General features: G+C 64.9%; 17 protein-coding genes and 1 tRNA gene. 11 read left to right on the top strand and 7 right to left on the bottom strand.

The window, feature by feature from the left end:
* Positions 1–257 precede the first annotated feature (257 nt).
* The 3 genes from EDF56_RS09040 to EDF56_RS09030 form a co-directional block, all read right to left on the bottom strand.
* On the bottom strand, positions 258–557 hold the full coding sequence (locus EDF56_RS09040) for a hypothetical protein (protein WP_132386546.1): 300 nt from the start codon (positions 555–557) through the stop codon (positions 258–260).
* A 38-nt stretch (positions 558–595) separates the two neighbouring features.
* Entirely contained in the window at positions 596–3,508 is a 2,913-nt protein-coding gene (locus EDF56_RS09035; RefSeq protein WP_132386544.1) for a pitrilysin family protein, read from the bottom strand.
* Positions 3,509–3,734: 226 nt separating this feature from the next.
* Entirely contained in the window at positions 3,735–4,376 is a 642-nt protein-coding gene (locus EDF56_RS09030; RefSeq protein ID WP_243652506.1) for a nuclear transport factor 2 family protein, read from the bottom strand.
* 135 nt (positions 4,377–4,511) lie between these two features.
* Between EDF56_RS09030 and clpB the strand changes: the two genes are divergently transcribed.
* Positions 4,512–7,091: an ATP-dependent chaperone ClpB gene (gene clpB / locus EDF56_RS09025; RefSeq protein WP_132386540.1), complete on the top strand. Its 2,580-nt coding sequence runs from the start codon at positions 4,512–4,514 to the stop codon at positions 7,089–7,091.
* A gap of 194 nt (positions 7,092–7,285) precedes the next feature.
* Complete coding sequence (locus tag EDF56_RS09020) at positions 7,286–7,735, top strand: hypothetical protein (protein ID WP_132386538.1); 450 nt, start codon at positions 7,286–7,288, stop codon at positions 7,733–7,735.
* A 107-nt stretch (positions 7,736–7,842) separates the two neighbouring features.
* Here the strand turns inward: EDF56_RS09020 and EDF56_RS09015 are convergent, their stop codons facing one another.
* The 3 genes from EDF56_RS09015 to EDF56_RS09005 form a co-directional block, all read right to left on the bottom strand.
* Positions 7,843–10,794, bottom strand: a complete 2,952-nt coding sequence (locus EDF56_RS09015; RefSeq protein WP_165912150.1) for a TonB-dependent receptor — start codon at positions 10,792–10,794, stop codon at positions 7,843–7,845.
* A 346-nt stretch (positions 10,795–11,140) separates the two neighbouring features.
* Positions 11,141–11,656, bottom strand: coding sequence for a hypothetical protein (locus EDF56_RS09010; RefSeq protein ID WP_165912149.1), 516 nt, complete (start codon positions 11,654–11,656; stop codon positions 11,141–11,143).
* 44 nt (positions 11,657–11,700) lie between these two features.
* Positions 11,701–12,090, bottom strand: a complete 390-nt coding sequence (locus tag EDF56_RS09005) for a hypothetical protein (RefSeq protein ID WP_132386532.1) — start codon at positions 12,088–12,090, stop codon at positions 11,701–11,703.
* A gap of 36 nt (positions 12,091–12,126) precedes the next feature.
* Here EDF56_RS09005 and EDF56_RS09000 point away from each other — a divergent pair, with 36 nt between their 5' ends.
* From EDF56_RS09000 to EDF56_RS08960, 9 genes are all read left to right on the top strand, one after another.
* Positions 12,127–14,895: a TonB-dependent receptor gene (locus EDF56_RS09000; protein ID WP_243652505.1), complete on the top strand. Its 2,769-nt coding sequence runs from the start codon at positions 12,127–12,129 to the stop codon at positions 14,893–14,895.
* Positions 14,896–14,996: 101 nt separating this feature from the next.
* Entirely contained in the window at positions 14,997–17,042 is a 2,046-nt protein-coding gene (locus EDF56_RS08995) for a tetratricopeptide repeat-containing sulfotransferase family protein (RefSeq protein ID WP_132386530.1), read from the top strand.
* Between the two features lie 79 nt (positions 17,043–17,121).
* The gene (locus EDF56_RS08990; protein ID WP_243652504.1) at positions 17,122–18,276 is read left to right on the top strand and encodes an aspartyl/asparaginyl beta-hydroxylase domain-containing protein; all 1,155 of its coding nucleotides are present in this window, start codon (positions 17,122–17,124) and stop codon (positions 18,274–18,276) included.
* A 15-nt stretch (positions 18,277–18,291) separates the two neighbouring features.
* Positions 18,292–19,776: a putative 2OG-Fe(II) oxygenase gene (locus tag EDF56_RS08985; protein WP_165912148.1), complete on the top strand. Its 1,485-nt coding sequence runs from the start codon at positions 18,292–18,294 to the stop codon at positions 19,774–19,776.
* 78 nt (positions 19,777–19,854) lie between these two features.
* A complete protein-coding gene (locus EDF56_RS08980; protein ID WP_132386524.1) occupies positions 19,855–20,187 on the top strand; it encodes a hypothetical protein in 333 nt (110 codons plus the stop codon).
* Positions 20,188–20,352: 165 nt separating this feature from the next.
* Positions 20,353–21,138 carry an SDR family oxidoreductase gene (locus EDF56_RS08975; protein WP_132386522.1) on the top strand — a complete coding sequence of 262 codons (786 nt, stop codon included), beginning with the start codon at positions 20,353–20,355 and terminating at the stop codon, positions 21,136–21,138.
* 20 nt (positions 21,139–21,158) lie between these two features.
* On the top strand, positions 21,159–21,800 hold the full coding sequence (locus tag EDF56_RS08970; RefSeq protein ID WP_132386520.1) for a TetR family transcriptional regulator: 642 nt from the start codon (positions 21,159–21,161) through the stop codon (positions 21,798–21,800).
* Entirely contained in the window at positions 21,790–22,680 is an 891-nt protein-coding gene (mtnP, locus tag EDF56_RS08965) for an S-methyl-5'-thioadenosine phosphorylase (protein WP_132386518.1), read from the top strand. Before EDF56_RS08970 ends, mtnP begins: the two co-directional genes overlap by 11 nt.
* A gap of 5 nt (positions 22,681–22,685) precedes the next feature.
* On the top strand, positions 22,686–22,949 hold the full coding sequence (locus EDF56_RS08960) for a hypothetical protein (RefSeq protein WP_132386516.1): 264 nt from the start codon (positions 22,686–22,688) through the stop codon (positions 22,947–22,949).
* Positions 22,950–22,994: 45 nt separating this feature from the next.
* On the opposite strand, the gene EDF56_RS08955 is transcribed toward EDF56_RS08960, so the two are convergent.
* Positions 22,995–23,070 (bottom strand) — tRNA-Ala (locus tag EDF56_RS08955).
* Positions 23,071–23,282: the final 212 nt, after the last annotated feature.

The following is a 23,282-nucleotide window of genomic DNA, read 5'->3' as shown; positions in this document are numbered from 1 at the left end:
CAACGAAATAGGGGGACCATCGCTGGCGGTACCTGTTCGGTCCAGAAAGATATGTCCCTGCACCAAACCTCTCCGTCGCCCCCGCGAAGGCGGGGGCCCCGCTTCCTTGTGCGCCACCGCAAGAAGAAGCGGGATCCCCGCCTTCGCGGGGATGACGGTGTTTTGTCAGGTAGGTCGGAAGGGGGATATGGCCGGACGAGCCTGCTCAGTCGGGCAGGCTCGTCATCAGGCCGCCGTCATTCAGCTGCCCCGCGACCTCAGCTCGTCTTCGTACCGTTCAGCGCCATCGTGCCGAAAAACCCGGCCTTGATCGTGCCGGTGAGCGTCTGCCCTTCCACCGTCGCCTTGCAATCGAGATCGATCGGCATCGGCGAGGTCATCTTCATCTTCCAGCTCAGCGTATTGCCGCTGATGGTGCCGTTCTTCAGCTCCATCGTGCCGAGATCGCCGGTGATCTGTCCGGTGAAGGTGTCACCTTCGGGAACGATGGTCAGCGTGCCCTTCTGATGACCCATCGGGGTCTTGGTGGAGCATTCGTAGGTTCCCCCGAGCGACATTCAGTTTCTCCTGTTCACAACACTGGCGCAGCGCGGCGTCATTGCGATTCGTCGCCGCCCGCCGCGTTATCCGTCTTGGGCGCCTGCTGGATTTCGATCGGCAGGCCAAGTCCCTTGAGCTGCGGCTCCACCACTTTGCGGTCCCCTACGATCACGAAGACAAGGCCTTGCGGACGGAGGTACTGTGTTGCGGCGGCTGCCACGGCGGGCTGGCCGATGCCCCGGTACTTGGCCGCCAGCGTCACGTAGTAGTCCTCCGGCCGGCCGAGGCGGTCGTTCTGGCGGATCGCGCCGGCAACTTGCGAATTGGTTTCGAACAAGTTGGGAAGCTGGCGGATGGCGCCGTCCGTCACGCGCTGGAATTCCTCGGCAGTGATCGCCTTGGTGGCCGGATAGGCGGTCATGTCGGCGATGATCGACTTGATCGCGTCGCCTGTGCGGTCGGACTGGACCGGGGCGGAGAGCGTGAAGGCGCTTGGCCCCAAGGCCTTGGTGACGCCGCTGTAGACGCCGTAAGACCAGCCCTTTTCCTCACGCAGGTCCTTGTTGAGGCGCGACAGGAAGCCGCCGCCGAGCACTTCGTTGGCCAGTTGCAGCGGCTCGCCGTCGGGCGTGCGGCCGGTGATCGGCAGGACGCGGCCAGCCAGGATCACCGATTGCGGCGAATGCGGGCGGTCGATCAGCACGATGCGGGGCTGGCTGGCCGCCACTGCCGCGTTGATCGGCTTGACCGGCGCGGGTGTCGTCGGCGCCTGCCAGTTACCGAAGGCGCGTTCGAGCAGGGGCTTCAGCTCGTCCATGGTCACATCGCCGACCACGGTGATGCGGGCAAGATCGGGGCGCAGCCACTTGGCGTGCGCGGCCCTGAGCGCGTCGGGCGTGAGCGCCGCCAGCGTATCCGCCTGACCCAGCCCGTCGCTGGGCTGGGCATAGGGATGGCTGCCGTAAAGCGCAGCGCCAAGCGCGCGGCGGGCAAGTGCCGGGGGTGAGGATTGCGCCTGCGAAAGCGCGGCCTGCGCCTGCGCCTTGACGCGGTCGACCTCGGACGGGGCGAAGGCCGGGTTGCGCACCACGTCGGCCAGCAGGTCGAGCGAGGGGCCGAGGTTGGCGGTCAGCGCGGTCAGCGAGGCGCTCGACGTATCGAGCGAGCCGTCGATCGAGATGCCCGCGCCCAGACGTTCCTGCGCCTCGGCAATTCCGGTGGCATCGAGGCTGGTCGTGCCCTGATCGAGCATCGACAGCATCAGGCCCTGCGTGCCCGGCGTATCCAGCGCGTCGGCCGCATAGCCGGCGTCGAAGTCCATCGTCAGCACCACCTTGGGTACGGCGGTGCGGCGCGCGAGCGCCACGGGAATGCCATTCGACAGCGTGGCGCGCTCGATCGCCGGGAAGGCGAGGGCGCCGACCGGGGCGACCGGCGGGGCCGCGACTTTCGGTGCGGGCGGCACCGGGGCTACCGGGCGCTTCGGATCGGGCTTGGGGGCGGGCGTCTTGTCCTCATCGCCCCAGCCGCCGAGCTTGGCGCCGTCCATCGTGCGCTCGCCCGGCACGACGTCCAGCGCGTAGACCGGGCGCGAGAGCCATGTGTTCATCGCCGCCTTGACTTGCGCCGGGGTCAGCGCGGCCATGGCGGCAAGGTCATGCTTGTACTTGGCCGGATCGCCCGAATAGGCCTGGCCCTCGGCCAAAGTCGCGCCCTTGCCCTCGAAACCGCCGACGCGTTCGAGCCCGCCGATCTGGTCCGAAAGCGTGCTGACCACGGAGCGGCGGACTTCGTCTTCGGTGGGGCCGTCGCGCAGGAAGTCGGCCAGTACCTTGTCGAAGGCGGCATTGGCCTTGGCGCGGTCCACGCCCGGTTTCACGGTCATCGCCATGGTGAGGAAGCTGACGCTTTCCAGCACTTGCGCATAGGCGGTCACGCTCACGGCAAGCTGCTGGCCGCGCACCAGTTCGTTGTCGAGCCGCGAACTGGCAAGGCCGCCGAGGATATCCATGCCCACCTGAAGCGCGGGCGCATCGGGATCGTTGAGGCCCGGGCCGGTCCAGTTGCGCGTCAACTGCATCATAGGCACCTGATCGGCGATCTCGCGGTGGACGGGCGCGGGCAGGGTGACGGGCCCCGCCGAGACCGGCGCGACGGCCGGGCCGCGCGGAATGTCGCCGAACCACTTTTCCACCAGCGGACGGGCGCTGGCCGCGTCGATATCGCCCGAAAGCACCAGCACGGCATTGTTGGGGCCGTAGTGATCGGTAAACCACGTGCGCACGTCGGTCAGCGTCGCCGCGTCGAGGTCCGCCATCGAGCCGATGGTGGTGTGGCGATAGGGGTGGCCGATGGGCAGCAGGCCTTCGTTCAGGGCGTACTCGAAGAGGCCGTAGGGCTGATTGTCGCCCTGCCGCTTCTCGTTCTGGACAACGCCCCGCTGCTTGTCGAGCTTGTCCTGCGTGACGGCGGGCAGCAGGTGGCCCATGCGATCGCTTTCGAGGAACATCGCCAGCGGCAGCGCGCCGGTGGGCACGGTCTCGACGTAATTGGTGCGGTCGTAGGAGGTGGAACCGTTGCTGGACGTGGATCCGGCGGCGTCCAGCGGCACGTCGAAATCGGGCACGTTGGCCGATCCGCCGAAGAACAGGTGCTCGTAAAGGTGCGCGAAGCCGGTCTTGCCGCGCGGTTCATTCTTGGAGCCGACATGGAAATAGAGCGTGACGCCGACGATCGGTGCCTTGCGATCGGTATGGACGATCGTGGTGAGCCCGTTGGGCAGCACGAATGTCTCGTAGGGAATGTCGACCTTGGAGACGAGCGCCGCGGGTGAGGCGGGCTGCGGTGCTGCTGCGGCGGCGACCGGCGGCGGCGCAGCGCTCGACGCGGTGCTCGGCGCGGTGGCGCAGGCGGAGAGGAGCAGGGCGGCTGAGAGCGCGAGCAGGCTCGTACGGGTAACGGGTCGCATGGGCTGAGGTCTAGCACGTATGGCGCGCCTCGCCAGTGTTTCAATCGCTTGGCAAGATGGTGCTGGTTTAATCCCTCCGCCTTTGCCCCAAACACGCCGTCGCCCCCGCGAAGGCGGGGTCCCCGCTGTCTTGCGCCATGCGAAAGCGTGTCAGAAGGAAGCGGGGTCCCCGCCTTCGCGGGGACGACGGGTTTCTTTGTCTGCGTCGCTTGGAGCTAAGGCGGCCTCAACCGCGCCGGAAGATCTGGCCGGAATCGAACCGCGTGATGCGCCATTCGCCGTCGGAGTCGCGGCGGCATTCCATTTTCACGTCGGCAACGGCGAGGGGATCGCAGGTGTTGAACGGTGCCTCGCCCTGCGCGGCGAAGAACAACAGGAGGTAGCCGACCTTGGCATTGTCCGCATCGTCGAACGAGACGCGCAGGCTGCTGATGATGTGACGCATGGTCATCAGCCCGGCACCGGCCCGCAGCGCTTCGGCGCGGCCCTTGTAGAAGGCCTCCACGGCCTTCAGCCCTTCGCGCCATTCGCCGCCCACGTTGTAGGCCACGTCCTCGGCCAGCACGTTGGCATTGCGCATTTCAAGGCCGTTGTGGATGTCGAGCTCGTCGCCCCACTCGTAAATGACCTGCTTGATTGCGAGGACGTCCGCTGCCTGCTGAGGGGTGAATTTCGCCACGTCTCGATGCCTCTTCCCGTTGATTTCGGTCTGGCCCGCGAAGCTAGGCAATGGGCGGCGCAGCGCCAAGCATTTGCATGCGCGGCAAGCCCGTTCAACGCCGGGGCGACGTTTGATCCGGGTGCCTCCGGATAAATTGCCGCGCGCTTCGGGGTTATCGGGGGTGGCAATCCCGGCGCGGACACCCATCTTGGGGCCGGCCGGTTCCGGCTCTTGTGATTCAACCACTTCTTTCCGCGCCGGGCGGCGCGAAAAAGATCATGGCATGGCTTGTGTTGCAATAATGCAACACTATATGATCGAGATCAGGAGGCAATTCACACCATGAATCTCGAAAAATTCACTGACCGGGCCAAGGGCTTCCTTCAGGCGGCGCAGACGGTTGCGATCCGCATGAACCACCAGCGCATCAGCCCGGACCACATCCTCAAGGCCCTGCTGGAAGACAGCGAGGGCATGGCCGCCGGGCTTATCAAGCGCGCGGGCGGCAATCCGGACTTCGCCGTGCAGGAAGTCGACAAGGCGCTGGGCAAGCTGCCTGCCGTCTCCGGCAGCGGGGCGCAGGCCTCGCCGGGGCTCGACAACGATGCCGTGCGCGTGCTGGATCAGGCGGAGCAGCTGGCCACCAAGTCGGGCGACAGCTTCGTCACCGTGGAGCGCATGCTGCTGGCGCTGGCCCTCGCCACCACGACCGGGGCGGGGCAGGCGCTGAAGGCCGCCAATCTCACCCCGCAGGCGCTGGAAGCGGCGATCACCGATCTGCGCGGCGGCCGCAAGGCAGACAGCGCGGGGGCCGAGAACGCCTATGACGCGATGGCCAAGTACGCGCGCGACCTGACCGAAGCGGCGCGTTCGGGCAAGCTGGACCCGGTGATCGGCCGCGACGAGGAGATCCGCCGCACCATCCAGATCCTCGCCCGCCGCACCAAGAACAACCCCGTCCTCATCGGCGATCCCGGCGTCGGCAAGACCGCCATCGTCGAGGGCCTCGCCCTGCGCATCGCCAATGGCGACGTGCCGGACAGCCTGAAGGACCGCACCTTGATGTCGCTGGACATGGGCTCGCTGATCGCGGGCGCCAAGTATCGCGGCGAGTTCGAGGAACGCCTGAAGGCCGTGCTGGACGAAGTGAAGGGCGCGGAAGGCCAGATCATCCTGTTCATTGACGAGATGCACACGCTGATCGGCGCGGGCGCCTCCGAGGGATCGATGGACGCGGGCAACCTGCTGAAGCCGGCGCTTGCGCGCGGCGAACTGCACTGTATCGGCGCGACCACGCTCGACGAGTACCAGAAGTACGTCGAGAAGGACGCGGCTCTCCAGCGCCGTTTCCAGCCGGTCTTCGTGGGCGAGCCGACGGTCGAGGACACGATCTCGATCCTGCGGGGCCTCAAGGAGAAGTACGAACTGCACCACGGCGTGCGCATCACCGATGCGGCGCTGGTGGCGGCGGCGACGCTCTCCAACCGCTACATCACCAACCGCTTCCTGCCGGACAAGGCGATCGACCTCATGGACGAGGCCGCCAGCCGCATCCGCATGGAAGTGGAGAGCAAGCCCGAGGAGATCGAGAAGCTCGACCGCCGGATCATCCAGCTCAAGATCGAGGAAATGGCGCTCGCCAAGGAGACCGACGAGGCTTCCAAGGACCGCCTTGTCAATCTGCGCGAGGAACTGGCCAATCTGGAACAGCAGTCGAGCGAACTGACCACCCGCTGGCAGAACGAGCGCGACAAGATCGCCGCCGAAGGCAAGATCAAGGAACAGCTCGATTCTGCGCGGCTGGAGCTCGAACAGGCGCAGCGCAATGGTGACCTCGCGAAGGCAGGCGAGCTGTCCTACGGCACGATCCCCTCGCTGGAGCGCAAGCTGGCCGAAGCGCAGGCGCAGGCCGGAAACGCCCTGCTGCGCGAGGAAGTGACCGAGGATGACATCGCCGGCGTCGTCAGCCGCTGGACCGGCGTGCCGGTCGACAAGATGCTGGAAGGCGAGCGCGAGAAGCTCCTCAAGATGGAGGAGATGATCGGCCAGCGCGTGATCGGCCAGAAGGATGCGGTTGCTGCCGTATCCAAGGCCGTGCGCCGCGCCCGCGCGGGCTTGCAGGATCCGAACCGGCCGCTAGGCTCGTTCCTGTTCCTCGGCCCCACGGGCGTCGGCAAGACCGAACTGACCAAGGCGCTCGCCGGCTTCCTGTTCGACGACGACAGCGCGATGGTGCGCATCGACATGTCGGAGTTCATGGAGAAGCACGCGGTCGCCCGCCTGATCGGTGCGCCTCCGGGCTATGTCGGCTATGAGGAAGGCGGCGTGCTGACCGAAGCCGTGCGGCGCCGGCCCTATCAGGTCGTGCTGTTCGACGAGGTGGAAAAGGCGCACTCGGACGTGTTCAACGTCCTGCTGCAAGTGCTGGACGATGGTCGCCTGACCGATGGGCAGGGCCGGGTGGTGGACTTCACCAACACCCTGATCATCCTGACCAGCAACCTCGGCAGCCAGTACCTCGCCCAGCTTGACGAAGGGCAGGACGTGGAAACTGTCGAGCCGCAAGTGATGGAAGTGGTGCGCGGGCATTTCCGGCCCGAGTTCCTCAACCGTCTCGACGAGATCGTGCTGTTCCACCGCCTTGGACAGGAGCACATGGGCCCGATCGTCGATATCCAGGTCTCGCGGGTGCAGAAGCTGCTCAAGGATCGCAAGATCACGCTCGACCTGACCGATGCGGCCAAGCGCTGGCTCGGCCGGGTGGGCTACGACCCGGTCTACGGCGCGCGGCCTTTGAAGCGTGCAGTCCAGCGGTACCTGCAGGATCCGCTGGCAGAGAAGCTGCTGGCGGGCGAGATCCCCGACGGCTCGCACGTCCATGTCGACGATGGCGACGGTGCCCTGGCGATCACAGTCGCATAATCATCGAGCGCGTTGATCTATCTGATGCCCCTCGGAGCGATGCTCCGGGGGGCATTCTGTTTGGGGGAAAGGCCGGGGGTAGTGGGACAAGAAGATCGGGTGACGACAGCGCTTTCGCGCGGGAAGAACTGGCGCTCGCCGGGCGCTCCGTTATGGTGTCGGGCCGGTATGGTTGGTGCGAAAGCGAGGACCGAATGAACAAGATTGCGGCAGGTTTGGTGTTGACGATGCTGGGGGCAAGTCCGGCGCTGGCGGCGTCGCCGCTGGAGTCGTGCCGTGCGATCGGCGATGCGGCGCAGCGGCTCGCCTGCTACGATGCGATTCCCATCAAGGGGCAGAAAGCGGCGGCGCCTGCCGATCCGGTCGCGTCGTTTGGACTGACCGAGACGCAGAAGCAGAAGGTCGCGCGCGAGCAACCCGACGTTCCCGCGCCGGTCGAGGATGTCACCAGCAAGATCGCCGTGCTGAGCGCAACGCAGGTGACGTTCGACAACGGCATGGTCTGGAAGGTGACCGATGGCAGCGACATCCTGACCTGGGCACGGATCGGGCAGGAGGCGACCGTCAAGCGCGGAACGCTCGGCGGCTACCGGCTGACGATCCAGAAGGTCAATCGCCTTGCGGTGGTGACGCGCGTGCAGTGAGCGTGACGTCCGTTTGACGCCAAACAAAAGAAGGGGCGGAGCCGCAAGGCTCCGCCCCTTCTTTTTTCGGTAGGAAGGCGCCGGACTGGCCGGCGCCTTCGCAAGCCTTACATCTTGACGCGGATACCCGCGTAGAAGCGACGGCCAAGCGCGTCGTAGGTACCGGTGTCCGACTGCTGACCGGTGGTCGAACCAGCCACGCTCGCCATGTAGATCGGCGAGTTGTCGAACATGTTGTCCACGCCGACGAAGAACTCGGTGCCGTCGTTCACGTTGAACTTCGCCTGGGCGCCCAGGTAGAATTCGGAGTGAACCTTGTACGCGTGGTAGCCATCGAACTGGTCATCGATCCACGACGGGCCGATGTAGGTTCCGTTCAGCGCCAGCGACCAGACGTCAGTGCCGACGTTGACCATGGTGGAGAAACGGTCCTGGGCATTACCGACTTCGCCGATGGTGTAGTTCTTGGCTTCACCCGGAACCGGAATCTCATATCCGGTGAACAGATGCGTGTAAGTGACGTTCAGGCTGGTCCGCAGGCGAGTGCTGCCGATATCGAACGGCTGTGCGTAGTTGAACACAACGTCGATACCCGAAGTCGATATACCACCGCTGTTAAGCGGCTGCGTGTTGACCGAATACAGCGAACCGGCGCTGTTGGCACCCTGGACTGAATCGCGACGGGTCACGTAATCGCAGAACGATGTATTGCTCTCGTTATAGCACTGCGAGAGGATGTACTGGAGATCCGTGAACTCGATCGCATCCTTGATCTTCACGCGGTAGTAATCGACGGACAGCGACATGTTGCGAAGCGCATGGATCGACTGCGGATTGATTACCGCACCGAGCGTCAGGGTTTCGCCCCGTTCTTCCGACAGATTGGGGTTACCGTGCGAGAAGCTGGTAACACCCTGAAGGTCGGACTGGGTAACCTTGAACGCACCATTGGCCGCGATGTTGGCCATCACGCCCGGAGCCGCACGGCAGTTGTCGCCGAGGGCGCCGTCGCCGGTTGCCTTGATGCCAGAGCAAGGATCGACAAGCGTGGGATAGTCCTGCGCGTCGCCCGAGTAGAGCTCATTGATGTTCGGTGCGCGGACGGTCTTCGCGTACATCGCCCGGAAGCGGATGTCGCGGATCGGCGCCAATTCGCCGCCGAAGTTATAGCTGAACGTGCCGCCAACGGTGCTGTAGTGCGAATAGCGCGCAGCGCCGCGGAGCGAGAAATCTTCCACGATGCCCTGGCTGATCAGCGGCACAAGCGCTTCACCATAGAACTCGTAAAGATCGAACGAACCGTGGGTGGGTGCGAGCAGGTTGCCGCCGTTGAGGCCTTGGCTCGTCAGCGTATCCCAGCGTGCGTCCTGTGCTTCGCGGCGATACTCGGTGCCGAAGGTCAGGCCGATGTCACGCGCACCCAGCGGATTCTTGATCGAACCGACGATGTTGCCGCCGACCTGGGTTTCCTTGTTGTATGCCTGGTACGCCGTCGGCGCTTCCAGATAGGCGACCGCAGCGGCCGACATGCTGTTGGTGCCGTAGATGTTGGCGGGGACGCAGCCATGCGAACGAGCGGTGGGATCTGCGCACATGAAGCCGCCGTTGCCGTCAGGAATGACTTGCTGCGAAGAGGCGAAGTTCAAGACATTGATCTGACCGGTGCCATGCTGAGAAACGTTGGTTTCGCCATAGTTGCCGAAGACCTCGAAGTTCCACTTCGGCGCGATATCGCCGCGCAGGCCGGCGACAGCACGGTAGGTGTTCTGCGTCGACTGGTAAGTACGCGGGCCGAAATCGGTCAGGCGCTTGGAGAAGTAGATGTCCTTCAGACCGTCGCCATTGGTGTCCGAAGCGTCGTTGTAGATCGCATCGGGCACGAAGGGGTTGCGAGTGGCAACGCCGTTGTACATCGTCTCGATCGGCATCTGGCCGTCGGGGCTATAGGCGAACGAAGTGTCGAACGGGAACGGCTCGATATTGGCCTTCGAGTGGACGCTTTCGAATGAACCTTCGAAGAACGCCGTGACGTGATCGGTCAGGTCATAGTGGGCATTGACGTTGCCGAGATAGCGCTGAACCGGAACCGCGAGATAGCGAACAGCCATGCGGTTGTAGCCATTGGGGCCGACGCCAGCGCCGTTGCCGCAGGTCGCCGCGCTTGCGGTGAAGCATGGCTGCAACTGGCCGGTTGGGCTATAGGTGAAAACATTGTTGTCGGTGTAGAACGCGCCTTGCGGAGCGTACGACGAATAGACCGGCTGGGTAGGCGTGAAAATGTCGCCGCCGTTGAAGATGGCCGAAAGGCCGTCCGTGTCCGACTTGCCGGCTTCGGTCTTGTGGTTGCGCGAGTAGACCGCATCCTGCTGGGAATAGCCCATGTACATGGTCACGTTGCCGCGACCATCGTCGAAGTTGCCGCCCAGCAGCACGCCGGTATCGAGCGAGAAGTTGTCACCCACGCCCGAAATGCCGGTCTGCGCGTGTGCTTCGATCCCCTGGTAGTTGTCCTTGAGGATGAAGTTCACAACGCCCGCAACCGCGTCCGAACCGTAGACTGCCGAGGCACTGCCCGAAGTCAGGACTTCGACGCGCTCGACCATCTGGGTCGGGATCATGTTGAGGTCGACGGCGTTGCTGCCCGGAACGCCCGAAACGACGCGGCGACCGTTGACGAGGACCAGCGTGCGGTCAACGCCGAGGTTGCGCAGGTCAACCGTTGCGACGCCGGCACCCGAGGTGAAGAAGCCCGAGTTGCTACGCGAGAAGGACGGCGTGCCGAACACCGGGTTCTTCAGCAGCGCGTCCTGGATGTTGACCACGCCCTGGTCGCGGATCTGTTCCGACGTGACGACCTGAACCGGTGCCACAGTGGTCGGCAGATCCGACTTGATGCGCGAACCGGTGACGACGATGGCCTGGCCCGAATCGGCATCGTCGGATTTTGCGGCGTCAGTCTGCGCGGCGTCCTGCGCGTAAGCCTGAGCCGAGCACAGCACGGCAAATGCCGTCAGGCTCGTGGCGCCCCGCAGGGCAGCCTTCTTCAGAGTGAGTTTCACGTGTGTGTCCCTTGTTGCGACCGCCTTACCGCAGCGTGACCAAGCGGAGAGGAAGCCGGATGCAGCTGACAGGCACCGGAAAATGCCCGCAGCAATGGGACGTTGTGTTGCTGTCGGGCGGCCAGCATTCAACCCGTTTTGCAGCCTGAATGCGCAATGAATTTCATCTTGTGGCGTTTATGTAACAGGTTTGATGCCCCGATTTTCGCGCATTTCCGGTATATTTACCATTCTTCCGGAAACGTTGTGATCGAGTTCGCACACTGGATGTGGCGAAAATTCCGCGGGCGAAGCGCGTTTACGCAATTCTGTTACGTGGGCGGTGTCCTGCGACTATGTCGCGGGATTATTGCACGCGCCGCATTTTTACCGCCGCCTGACCGTGAACCGACACGAAGTACGTGCCGAGAACTCCGCGCGTGATGCGGACCTCATTGCCGGGCTTGGGTGACAGAACGAAGTCTCGCGTGTCGTTCTGTTCCCACGTGCTGCCGTCGGCGAGAGTCACGACCCAGCCGTTGGCGTTGTGACGGGCGCTTTCTACCGTCGTCGACACTTCCTTGATCTCGTTCGCGTCATCCTCGCTCCCGCCGAAGCCCATCAGCTTGGCGACCGGGGCGGCAAAGCCGAACAGGCCGCGCTTGGCGCGTTGCACTGCCTGCTTGTCGGCGACCACGATTTCCTTCTTGCGCATGGCGTCGTCCAGCGCAGCGGACTGGCGATCGAAGCAGGTCAGCCGCGCGGGGCCATCGGTGATCGTGCGGCAATCCAGAAGGTGCTGGAAAAGTTCGGGCGGCGGAGGTGTCTCTTCCGCCTTTTTGGCGGCTGACGCGGCGACGGGGGCGAACAGGGGTGGGAGCAATGCAAGGGCCAGGATGGATTTCAGGGCTGTGCTTCTTGGGCCGCTCATCGTGTTCCCCTGTTTGCCGCCATGCTTGTCGTGGCTGCGACAAAGTTAGCAACATGCATCGCGCTTCGGCAAGTCTGCTTGGCTGCACCGCAATAGATGACCGCGTTTGCACAATTGGGCGCAATAAACTGTCTTCTACAAGGCGTTTGAATTTTGCGACGTTGCGGCAATATCACTGTTCTGAGCTTGTCGTCGCTAACGGCATTGCGCCATTTGTCACGTGTTTGTGCCAAAATGTTGCGCATATGCCACAAGGTTTCGAGAATGTTGCTCGCAAGACGCAAGGCCCTTTGCGGTTGACGGTCTTTGCGCAATGAATTGCACCATCTTCCGGTGCGCGAAATGTCGTTGATCGGATTTCGCATACCGGAGACTTCAAGGCGCAAGGGTCACGCCGCGCCTTAGCAAAGGGACACACACCAGTGAAAACAACAACTCTCACCGCGCTGAAGGCAGGTGCAGCACCCATGGTGCTGGGCTTCGCCCTGTTCAGCACCGCCGTTCAGGCGCAGGACGCCGCGGCTGCGGATACGGCACCGGAGGCTAACGCGCCGATCGTCGTCACCGGTTCGCGTATCGCGTCGCCGAACCAGACCTCGATCGCGCCGATCACCACGGTGACTGCGCAGGACTTCCAGCTGTCCGGTACCACCCGCGCGGAAGACCTGCTGAACTCGCTGCCGCAGGTGACCGCGGGCCAGAGCTCGAACCTGTCCAACGGTGCGACCGGTACGGCCACGGTTGACCTTCGCGGCCTCGGGCCGTCGCGTACGCTGGTGCTGATCAACGGCCGCCGTCTGATGACCGGTGACCCGAACAGCACCACTTCGGCTGCTGACCTTAACTTCATCCCCGCCGCGCTGGTGAAGCGTGTTGACGTTCTGACCGGCGGCGCTTCGGCGACTTACGGTGCGGACGCTGTGGCCGGCGTTGTCAACTTCCAGATGGATACCGACTTCGAAGGTTTCCGTGTGGACGCTAACTACGGCCTCTACACGCATAGTAACGGCAATGACCTCGCCCAAAGCCTGCTGAACCAGAACGCCGGTAATCCGGACTACACCTACCCAACCGGCAACAACGCCGACGGCGGCCAGTATGATGCCACCGTCGCGTTTGGTACCAAGTTCGATGACGGCCGAGGTCACGCCACTGCATATGTCGGCTATCGCCGCGCCACGCCCGTTCTGCAGGGCCGGCGCGACTACTCGTCGTGCTCGATCACTGCAAGCAGGACGGGCGTGCTGGGTTGCGGTGGTTCGCCCACGGCAAACCCAGGCAACGTGCTGATCTTCGATCCCTCGAACTTGAAGTCGTCGACCTTCGGTGCGCTGGGAGCCGGCGCAGTGGGCGCTGGCACGGTCGCGGTGGGCGCACCAAATCTCTACAATTACGCTCCGCTGAACCATTATCAGCGTCCGGACGAGCGCTATACCGCCGGCGTCTTCACCGACTATGAGATCAGCAACGCTATCCATCCTTACATGGAATTCATGTTCATGGATGACCGCACCGTCATCGGTTCGCGCGGCGAGTTGGACAAGGCTTGGTCGTACGATGCGTATTACCAGTATGGCCGGACTAACTACTCGCAGGTCTATTCGAACGAGTTCTCGGCCTCGCGACTGGCCAATGCGCTTGATGTCGTGACCGATCCCAAGACCGGCCTGGCTGCCTGCCGCGTCACGTTGACCGGCCAGGATCCGAAGTGCGCGCCTTACGATGTGTTCAGCGGCAACATTTCGCAGGCGGCTCTCGATTACCTGTCGGCCACCGGCTTCATGAAGGGCCAGACCTCGCAGCAGGTGGCCAGTGCCACCTTCACCGGCCTGCTGGGTGAATACGGCATCAAGTCGCCGCTGGCGTCGGATGGCGTAAACGTCGCGATCGGTGCCGAATACCGACGTGACTCGCTGGAACTGCGGACTGACGAAGCCTTCAGCACCGGCGACCTGACCGGTCAGGGCGCGCCCACGCTCGACACCGACGGTAGCTACAAGGTGAGCGAACTGTTCGGCGAAATCGAGGTTCCGCTGATTCAGGATGGCTTCGTGCAGAGCCTGTCGTTCAATGGCGGCTACCGCTATTCGCACTACAGCATCTCGAACGGCCGTACCTTCAACACCAACACCTACAAGTTGGGTCTGGAACTTGCTCCGATCTCGGACATCCGTCTGCGTGCCGGTTACAACCGCGCCGTTCGCGTACCGAACATCCAGGAGCTGTTCTCGCCGCAGATCATCGCGCTTGACGGCACGACCGATCCTTGCGCCGGCGAAGACACCGTGTCAGCTGCTTGCGCCGCGCAGGGTGTCTCCGGCGGCACGTCGCTGAACCCGGCGAGCCAGTACAACGGCCTGATCGGTGGCAACCCCGATCTGAACCCGGAAAAGTCCACCACCAAGACTCTGGGTGTGGTGCTTGCGCCGCACTGGATTCCCGGGCTCACCGGCAGCGTCGACTGGTTCGACATCAAGGTGAAGGATGCCATCCAGCAGTTCGGTGCAGACGCCATCCTGGCGGCTTGCGAGGACTCGGACGGTACGGCTGATGCCTGCTCGCTCATCCATCGTAACCCGGCCGGCTCGCTGTGGCTCAGCTCGGACGGTTATGTGGAAGACATCTACCACAACGTGGGTAGCGTGAAGACCCGCGGCTTCGAGTTCAACGGCAACTACACCACCGAAATCGGCGGTGCTGGCCGCCTGTCGCTGAACTTCGTCGGTACCTACCTCAACCACTACACCGTCGATAACGGCCTGACCGCCGACTACAATTGCGCCGGTTACTACGGCCCGACTTGCGGCACTCCGCTGCCCAAGTGGCGCCACAAGTTCCGTACGTCGTTCAACATGGCCAACGGCCTCGGCCTGTCGGTCCAGTGGCGTCACCTCTCGGGTGTCACCACCGAGTTCGCCAACCCGTCGAGCACGCTGCAGGACTCGCGTCCGCAGCAGCAGAACTCGCTCGATACCAAGATCAAGTCGCAGGACTACTTCGACCTGACCTTGACGGCGGCTCTGGGCGATCACCTGACCTGGCGTCTGGGTGCGACGAACCTGTTCGACAAGGATCCGCCGCTGGTCACCTCGATCGGTTGCGCAAGCACGGTCTGCAGCGGCAACACCTATCCGGGTACGTACGACGCACTGGGTCGTTACGTGTTCACCGGCATCACGATGAACTTCTAATCGCTCTTCTGAACGGTTAGTTTCTGGCGGCGGTCTTCCCCTGGGAGGGCCGCCGCCTCTGTTTGCGGCGCCCTGTGGCGCCCGGAAATTCGGACTTCACGATGACTTCCAGCACGCCTTCGGAACAGCTGAACCAGATCGCCGGGCTGGCCCGCATCGGGCGTCTCGACGAGGCTGCGGTCATGGCGGCATCGGCCACGGCGGTGCACCCGCAGGATGCCACGCTGGCAGCGCTTGGCGGGGCTGTGGAGTTCCATCGCCGGCAATACGATCGCGCCGCGACCTATCTCGAACGCGCGCATGCCATGCGACCGCAGGACCTAGTCGTGCGCACGAACCTTGTGGAATCCTATCTTCATCTCGGCCGCAACACGCAGGCGCTGGCCTTGTGCGACGAAGCTGCCGCGCTTGCGGAGCCCAGTTTGCGGCTGGCGGGCATGGCGGCGCATCTCGCCCAGGAGGCGGAGGATTTCCCGCTGGCGAGCCGGCTCTACCGCCATGTTCTGGCCAAGCGGCCGGACGATTGGTCGCTGCTCAACAATCTCGGCAATACGCTGCGGCAAATGGGCGAGGGCGAGGAGGCCGTGAAGCTGCTGCAGCGCGCGGCGAAACTGGCGCCGGACGCCCCGCCGATCCGCGTGAATCTCGGCAACGCACTCTTCGGGACTGGCCGGGGGGAGGAAGGCGAGCAGGTCCTGCGCGATGCGGCGCGGGATTTTCCCGACGACCATGTGCCGATGCTCACGCTGGCGAATTATTACCGCGAAGTCGGACTGCTGGACCGGTACTACGAAGCGCTTGCAGAGGCGGCGCGCCGAGCGCCCGACAATGCGGGACTTCAGTCGGATTACGGGACGGAAGCCGCCCGGCAGGGCCACTTCGATCTGGCCGAGGCACGGCTTGAGGCCTCGCTTGCCCTAGAGCCGGCGCTCGGCCCCTCCTTTGTCGGACTTGCGGCCGTCTATGAACGCGCCAACCGCGAGGCCGAACTCGATTCTCTGGCGGAACGCGCAGCGGCGGCCGGTGTGGACGATCCCTCGCGGGCCTATATCGACGCGCTGCGCTTCAAGCGCGCGGAGCGTTTCGAGGACGCTTTCGCCGCGCTCGAACTGTCGACCGAGGTCGTCCAGTCCGACCGCGTTGCCCAGGTTCGCGGCATTCTCTTCGATCGCATGGGGCAACCGGACGAGGCTTTCGCCGCGTTTGCCGAAATGAACGCGATCAACCTTGAGCAACCCTCGCAGCCGGGTGTGCTGGCGCGTCTCCACCGCGAGGGCGTGGCGCGGGATAGCGCGCTGCTGACGCCCGAATGGGCGGCCGGATGGAGCGCCTCGCCGTCCTCCGATCGCCCGGCGCCGGTATTCCTGCTGGGCTTCCCGCGTTCGGGCACGACGCTGCTCGACACCATGCTGATGACCGCGCCCGATACGCTGGTGCTGGAGGAAGAGGACATCATCGGCCAGATCGAGCACGAACTCGGCGGCATGGAAGTGCTGCCCAGCCTTGACGAGGAGGCCATTCGCGCGGCCCGCGCGCGCTATTTCGAACGCGTTGCCGGGTTCGGTCCGCTCGGCCCCGAAACAATGGTGATCGACAAGCACCCGCTACACCTCAATCAGGTCCCGACGATCCTCCGGCTGTTCCCGGATGCCAAGTTCGTGCTGGCGCTGCGCCATCCCTGCGATGTGCTGCTGAGCTGTTTCATCACCAATTTCCGCACCAATCCGGCGATGAGCAACTTCCTCGCCCTCGATACGGCGGCGGAGTTCTACGACATGAGCTTCGCGTACTGGACCAAGGCGCGCGCGATCTTCGACATGTCCGTGCGCACGGTGGTTTACGAACGCCTTGTCGCCGATCAGGCGCGCGAACTGGAGCCGCTGTTCGATTGGCTGGGCCTGCCGTGGCAGGGCGAGGACTTCGACCACCGCGACGCGGCCCGAGCGCGCGGCGTCGTCCGAACCGCCAGCTATGCGCAAGTGACCGAGGCGGTCTACACGCGCGCGGCGGGACGCTGGCGCCGTTACGAGCGCCATCTCGCATCCGTTTTTCCGACGCTGAAGCCCTGGGTCGAGGGCTTTGGCTATGCGCTCGACGATGATCGGGTGCCGCCATGGGACGAGCCATCTGGCTCGACCCGCCGTTGAACTGATCTGAACCGGGGGGGTAATGAATTCAGGGGTATCGCCACTCGCGGAAATTGATCGCCTTGTCGGAGCAGGGCGCTTGCCTGAGGCGGCAGAGCAACTCGAAACACTGCTGACGGCGGATGCCAAAGCGGAAGCAGGGGCGTTCACCGGTTCCGAGGCGTTCGTGCAATGGCTGCGGCTGGGCGGACTGCGCCGGGCCTTGCGCCAGCCGCGCCGCGCTCTCGATGCGGTGCACCGGGCGCTGGAACTGGTGCCGCTCGACTTCATGGCGCTGGTCATGCGGGCGGGACTGCTCGAACGGCTCGACGATCCGGGCGCCGGAGAGGCGTGGGGCATCGCGATCGCCCAGAAGCCGGAGGATGCGGCGCTGCCGGCTCCGCTCGCTGCCGCGCTGGCTGCGGGCGAGGCATTCCATGCGGCATGGCAGGCCGAGCGCGAGGCGCGTCTGGCCGAAGCCGGAACGGCGGCGCTGGCGCATGCGGATGCCGGCGCCGAGGCGCCCCGGAACGATGTCACGGACGACGACATGGCCTGGCGGCTGGCCCGGTTTCGCGACAATATCCTGCACAAGACGCGCGTCTATCATTCGACGCCGACCCATTTTCACTATCCGGGACTGGTCGAGCGCGAGTTCCATCCGCGCCATACGACCCCGTGGCTTGCCGAAGTGGAAGCCGGTTTCGATGTGATCCGCGAGGAGATGCGTGCGCTGATCCATTCCGAACGCGCGGAACTGGAGCCCTATGTCCAGTACGACGAGAGCCAGCCGCTGGAGCAGTGGCGGCCGCTCAACCACAGCAAGGACTGGACGGCGATCCATTTGCTGAAACGCGGGCAAGTGGTGGAGCGCAATGCCGCGCAGGCGCCGCGCACTCTGGAAATCCTTGCGCGCCTGCCGCAGCCGCAAGTGCCCGGCGCCTCGCCCAATGCCATGTTCTCGCTGCTGGCCCCGCGCACGACGATCCCGGCCCATGTCGGCGTCGATAACACGCGTCTGGTCTGTCACCTGCCGCTGGTGGTGCCGCCGGGCTGCTGGTTCCGGGTGGGTGCCGAGACGCGCGAATGGCGCGAGGGCGAGGCTTTCGCATTCGACGACACCATAGAGCATGAGGCGATGAACCCCAGCGATCTGCTGCGCGTGGTGCTGATCTTCGACGTCTGGCATCCCGGTCTTTCGGGCCCCGAGCGCGAAGCCGTGGCGGCGACCATCGCTTCCGACAGGCACACCTGACACATGGCAAAGGCAATGGCGGCAGATAGGGACGATCCGGAAACGCTGGCCGAACTGGCCGGTCAGGCGCTGGCGCAGGGCCGCGAGGAGGAAGCCGAGGAACGGCTCTCACGCTATCTGCGCAGCCATGCTCCGGATCCGGCGCTGCTGCACTGGACCGCGATGCTGCGCCGCGCGCTGGACCGGCGCGGCGAGGCGATTGCGGCGCTGGAGCAGGGCTTGCGGCACGATCCCGCCAACGCCGGGATGGTCCATGCGCTCGCCCATCTGCGGCTGGAGGCGGGCCTGCAGGCATCGGCCCAGTTCGAGCAGGCCACCCGCCTCGCACCCGCCAAGGCCGAGATCCGGCTTGGCCTTGCCTCCGCTCGCTATGCTGAAGGAGAGGGCGCGCGCGGCCTTTCCGAACTGGAAGCGATGCTGGCCGCCAATCCCGGCTGGATGGAGGGGCATCGGCAATTCGCACAGCTCGCCACGTTGATGGGGCAGGGCATGCGCGCATTGGCGACGGTCGAAGCGGCACTTGCCCGCTTCCCGCAGAGCGATGCCTTGCGCGGACTAGCGGTCGATCTCCTGCTGGCAGGCGAGCATTTCGGTCCGGCGCTGACCGTGGCCGACCGGGCACTCGCTGTCCATGGACCGCTCGCGCGGTTCCAACTGGCCCGCGCGGCGGCACTCGACGAGCTGGGGCGGAGCCAAGAGGCGGCGGCGCAGTTCGCCGCGCTCGGCAACCCGACCGAACAGGGCCATGCGGTCTGGTGGGTCCGGCATCTGCTGCGTACCGGGCGGTACGCTGAGGCCGCCGAGGCCATCGAGCCCTGGCTGACGGCGCCCGGCGCCGAAGGCATGTGGCCCTATGCCGCGCTGGCTTGGCGCCTGACCGGCGATCCGCGCTCCGAGTGGCTGGACGGGCAGCAGGGTCGCTGCCGGGTGATCGATCTCGACCCGGAGGAGATCGGCCTTGCCGACCTGCGGGCTTTCCTTGGCCGATTGCACGGCCGATCGGGCCGTTTCCTCGATCAGTCGGTGCGCGGCGGCACGCAGACCGATGGCGCGCTGCTTGCGCGGATCGAGCCCGAAGTTGTCCGCCTGCGCGACGTATTGCGGCGCGAGGTCGCTCGCTTCGCCCAAAGCCTGCCTGCACCGGATGCGGGGCATCCGATGCTCTCGCAGCCGCGCCCGGCGCGGCCGCGCTTTGCCGGAAGCTGGTCGGTCCGGCTGGCGGGAGCCGGTTTTCACACGGCGCATCACCATCCGCAGGGCTGGATCAGTTCCGCGCTCTATATCACGGTTCCCGAAGGGCTTGCGGAGGGACAGGGCCACCTCGATCTCGGCGGCGCCCCGGCGGCGCTCGGCATCGAACTGGCGCCGCGCCTTACCGTGGCGCCGCGTCCGGCGCGGCTGGTGCTGTTTCCGTCATGGATGTGGCATGGCACCCGGCCGTTTCCCTCGGGCGAGCGCATGACAGTGGCCTTCGACGTGGCGCGCGCTCAACCCGCTTGAACAGCGGCCCGACGCGGAATAACCTCACTTCATAGAGATGAGGCATCAGGGCCGGAGGCCGATGCCTGGGAGAATCCGATGTATACGCGTACCACAGTTCTGATCGCTGCCTCGCTGCTGATGGCAGGCCCTGCTTTCGCCGCCGACCCGGCAACGGCCCCCGTACCGGCTCAGGCCGCCATTCCGGCAGCAACCCCTGCTGCCGCCCCGGCCGCTCCTGGGGCGGCCAAGCCGGTATCGGCCATCGACGCCAACGATCCGGTCATCTGCCAGCGCCAGCAGGAAATCGGCTCGCTGCTGAAGGTCAAGAAAGTCTGCATGACCAAGAGCCAATGGGCCGAGCAGCGCCAGATCAACCGTTCGAATATCGAACAATCGCAGGTTCAGCGCGGTCTCACTCCGGCCCAGTGATTTCGCGGGGCGCCCGTTTCGCGCCGCGTTCTACGTCGCTGGGGCGGGTTTTCGCGCGCGGTGATTGACCTGTCCACGAAGGCTGCTTAACCGGCCGATTAAATCGTCGTGCACCCTTCCGAACGATCCGGAAGGGCGCGCGGCTTCGTGGAACGGGAGAATGCGATGATTCTGGACAGCAGCATGGCCGCCGTAGTCACCGGTGCGGCCTCTGGCCTTGGCGCGGCCACGGCACGCGCGCTGGCGGCCAAGGGCGTGAAAGTGGCGCTTTTCGATCTCAACGAGGCAGCGGGCGAAGCGATCGCCGCAGAGATCGGCGGCGTGTTCTGCAAGGTCGACGTGACCGACGATGCCAGCGTCGATGCCGGTTTCGCCAAGGCCCGCGCCGCCAACGGGCAGGAGCGTATCCTCGTCAATTGCGCCGGTATCGCCCCTGCTTCCAAGACCGTGGGCAAGAACCGCGAGACCGGCGAACCGCGCGCGCATGACATGGCCGTGTTCGAGAAGGTCATCGCGATCAACCTCGTCGGTACGTTCCGCTGCATCAGCAAGTCGGCCGCAGGCATGGTCACGCTCGATCCGGTGGATGAATTCGGCGCGCGCGGCGCGATCGTCAACACCGCCTCGGTTGCGGCGCAGGACGGACAGATCGGGCAGGCCGCCTATGGCGCCTCGAAGGGCGGCGTGCTGGCGATGACCCTGCCGGTGGCGCGCGATCTCATGAACGACGGTATCCGCGTCAACACCATCCTGCCGGGCATTTTCGAAACCCCGATGATGGCGGGCATGCCGCAGCAGGTGCAGGACGCGCTCGCCGCCATGGTGCCGTTCCCCAAGCGCCTCGGCAAGGCGGAGGAATACGCCAAGCTCGCGCTGTTCATGGTCGAGCATGATTACCTCAACGGCGAATCCGTCCGTCTGGACGGCGCCATCCGCCTGGGCCCGAAGTAAGGGCGCCGGAGGGCGCGGCCATGGCGCAGACCCGGTCCACCACCGAAGTCAACACGCCGCCGCCCGGCGCGCGGGCGCAATTGCTCGAAACGGCGAGCCTGATCATGCGCGACGGCGACGTGATCGACATCTCGCTGTCCGAGCTGAGCTTGCGCTCGGGCCTCAATTCGGCGCTGGTGAAGTACTATTTCGGTAACAAGGCAGGGCTGCTCAAGGCCCTGCTGGACCGGGACTGGCAGGCCATCGTCACCAGCGTCGATGCGCTGCTGGCGAAGGACGGCTGGTCGCCCGAGGCCAAGCTGCGCCGCCACCTCTGGAAGGTGGTCGATACTTTCTACGAGGTGCCGTACCTCAACCGCCTGACCATGCGCATGGTGCGCGAAAGCGACGATGCCGAGGCGCGCCGCATTGCCGACAGCTACCTCTCGCCGATCTACCGTGCTTACGAGGAACTGATCGGCAACGGCGTGCGGGCCGGGGTGTTCCGTGAGATCGATCCGCAGCTTTTCTACTTCACGGTAACGGGCGCGGTGGACCGGTTCTTCTCGGCGCGGCTGGTTCTCAAGCATTGTTTCGGTCAGGACACATTGACCGAGGAACTGCGCGACCGCTATCGCGAGCACACTATCGACATCATCATGGCAGGTATCCTTGCGCGCTGACAAAAGCAGTTTCTGGCACATCGGCGTCATCGGCGGATCGGGTCTCGCCGCCGGCATAGAACTGGAGGACGCGCAGGAAATCGCGGTTTCCAGCGCATTCGGCGAACCGTCGGGGCCGGTCGTGACCGGCCGGATCGAGGGCGTGCGCTTCACGTTCATCGCGCGCCACGGGGCAGGGCACGCGATTCCGCCGTCCGCCGTCAACTACCGCGCCAATATCGACGTGCTGGCCCGCTGCGGCGTGACCGACGTGCTGGCGCTGTCCGCCATCGGCTCTCTGCGTGAAGAAATGGCACCGGGGCACATGGTCATGGTCGACCAGTTCATCGACCGTACGCATGGCCGCGAAAGCAGCTTCTTCGGCACCGGTATGGTGGCCCATGTGAGCCTTGCCGATCCCACCTGCCCACGCCTTTCGGCGCTGGCGGGAGAGGCCGCGCGGCTGGCCGGTGCCACCGTCCATCCCTCCGGCTGCTACGTCGCCATCGAAGGCCCGCAGTTCTCCACCCGCGCCGAAAGCGTCATGTACCGCGCGTGGGGTGCGGACGTGATCGGCATGACCGGAATGCCCGAAGCGCGCCTCGCACGCGAAGCGGAGCTGCCTTATGCGATGCTCGGCATGGTCACCGACTACGACGCGTGGCGCGAGGACGAGGCGGGCGTTGAAGTCAGCCACGTGCTTGAAGTCATGCACGCCAATGCCCGCGTCGCGCGGCAGTCGCTGCGCCTTCTCGCTGCCACGTTGCCGCCCGAGCGCACGCATAGCCCCATCGACCATGCCCTTGAGCATGCGCTGGTGACGGCGCCCGAAGCGCGCGATTCGGTGCTCGTAGCCCGGCTCGATGCAGTGGCGGGCAGGGTGCTCGACACGCAAGGCTGAGCCGCATGGCCCGGCGCCGCAAACGCTACCTCACCGCGACGATGCCCGATGGTTATGTGAAGACCATCGGGCCCACGGCCGATCCCTTCACCCATTACTGGCGGATCGTCGCGGAGCTGGAAAACGGCAAGACCGAGGTGTTCTGGGGCCACGAACGCTCGCTCGCCGAAGCGAAACGCAAGCGCGCCGCCACCGAAGAGGCGAAGCGGATGCGCGGCTGGAAAAGCTACGTGTTCGAGATCGCCGAACTGGTCGAAACGCCAGCCTAAACCACCTGATTTATTTGGAGAATGCCGTTTCGGCAGGAAGGGAAATGGTGGAGCCTAGCGGGATCGAACCGCTGACCTCCTGCATGCCATGCAGGCGCTCTCCCAGCTGAGCTAAGGCCCCAATCATTTCCGCGGATCGGGCCTGGGAGCCTTCTTCCGGACCCCTGCTCTTGCTGGGGTGGAGCGCCCTTTGCCGCCAGTTTTCGCGGCTGGCAAGTGGAAATTCAACTTATCGACAGGCTGTTTGCACAGCGTGCTGGATCGCCGGCGGTTTTTCCGGCGGCCACGGCTAGCTGGTTGAAGCGAGGTGCACCGATACGTTTTGCGTCTTGT

The sequence above is a fragment of the Novosphingobium sp. PhB165 genome (assembly GCF_004341845.1).
In the GTDB taxonomy this organism is placed as follows: Bacteria; Pseudomonadota; Alphaproteobacteria; order Sphingomonadales; family Sphingomonadaceae; genus Novosphingobium.
Note: the sequence above shows the minus strand (reverse complement) of the source record. Positions and strands in the feature narration are given on the sequence as shown.

What these genes read in the sequence shown, in the direction of transcription:
- EDF56_RS08985 (WP_165912148.1), top strand. Translation starts at nt 18,292, where the DNA reads ATGGCGGCAGATAGGGACGATCCGGAAACGCTGGCCGAACTGGCCGGT.
- clpB (WP_132386540.1), top strand. Translation starts at nt 4,512, where the DNA reads ATGAATCTCGAAAAATTCACTGACCGGGCCAAGGGCTTCCTTCAGGCG.
- EDF56_RS08975 (WP_132386522.1), top strand. Translation starts at nt 20,353, where the DNA reads ATGATTCTGGACAGCAGCATGGCCGCCGTAGTCACCGGTGCGGCCTCT.
- EDF56_RS08960 (WP_132386516.1), top strand. Translation starts at nt 22,686, where the DNA reads ATGGCCCGGCGCCGCAAACGCTACCTCACCGCGACGATGCCCGATGGT.
- EDF56_RS08970 (WP_132386520.1), top strand. Translation starts at nt 21,159, where the DNA reads ATGGCGCAGACCCGGTCCACCACCGAAGTCAACACGCCGCCGCCCGGC.
- EDF56_RS09030 (WP_243652506.1), bottom strand. Translation starts at nt 4,376, where the DNA reads ATGGGTGTCCGCGCCGGGATTGCCACCCCCGATAACCCCGAAGCGCGC.
- EDF56_RS08995 (WP_132386530.1), top strand. Translation starts at nt 14,997, where the DNA reads ATGACTTCCAGCACGCCTTCGGAACAGCTGAACCAGATCGCCGGGCTG.
- EDF56_RS08980 (WP_132386524.1), top strand. Translation starts at nt 19,855, where the DNA reads ATGTATACGCGTACCACAGTTCTGATCGCTGCCTCGCTGCTGATGGCA.
- EDF56_RS09035 (WP_132386544.1), bottom strand. Translation starts at nt 3,508, where the DNA reads ATGCGACCCGTTACCCGTACGAGCCTGCTCGCGCTCTCAGCCGCCCTG.
- EDF56_RS09040 (WP_132386546.1), bottom strand. Translation starts at nt 557, where the DNA reads ATGTCGCTCGGGGGAACCTACGAATGCTCCACCAAGACCCCGATGGGT.
- EDF56_RS09020 (WP_132386538.1), top strand. Translation starts at nt 7,286, where the DNA reads ATGAACAAGATTGCGGCAGGTTTGGTGTTGACGATGCTGGGGGCAAGT.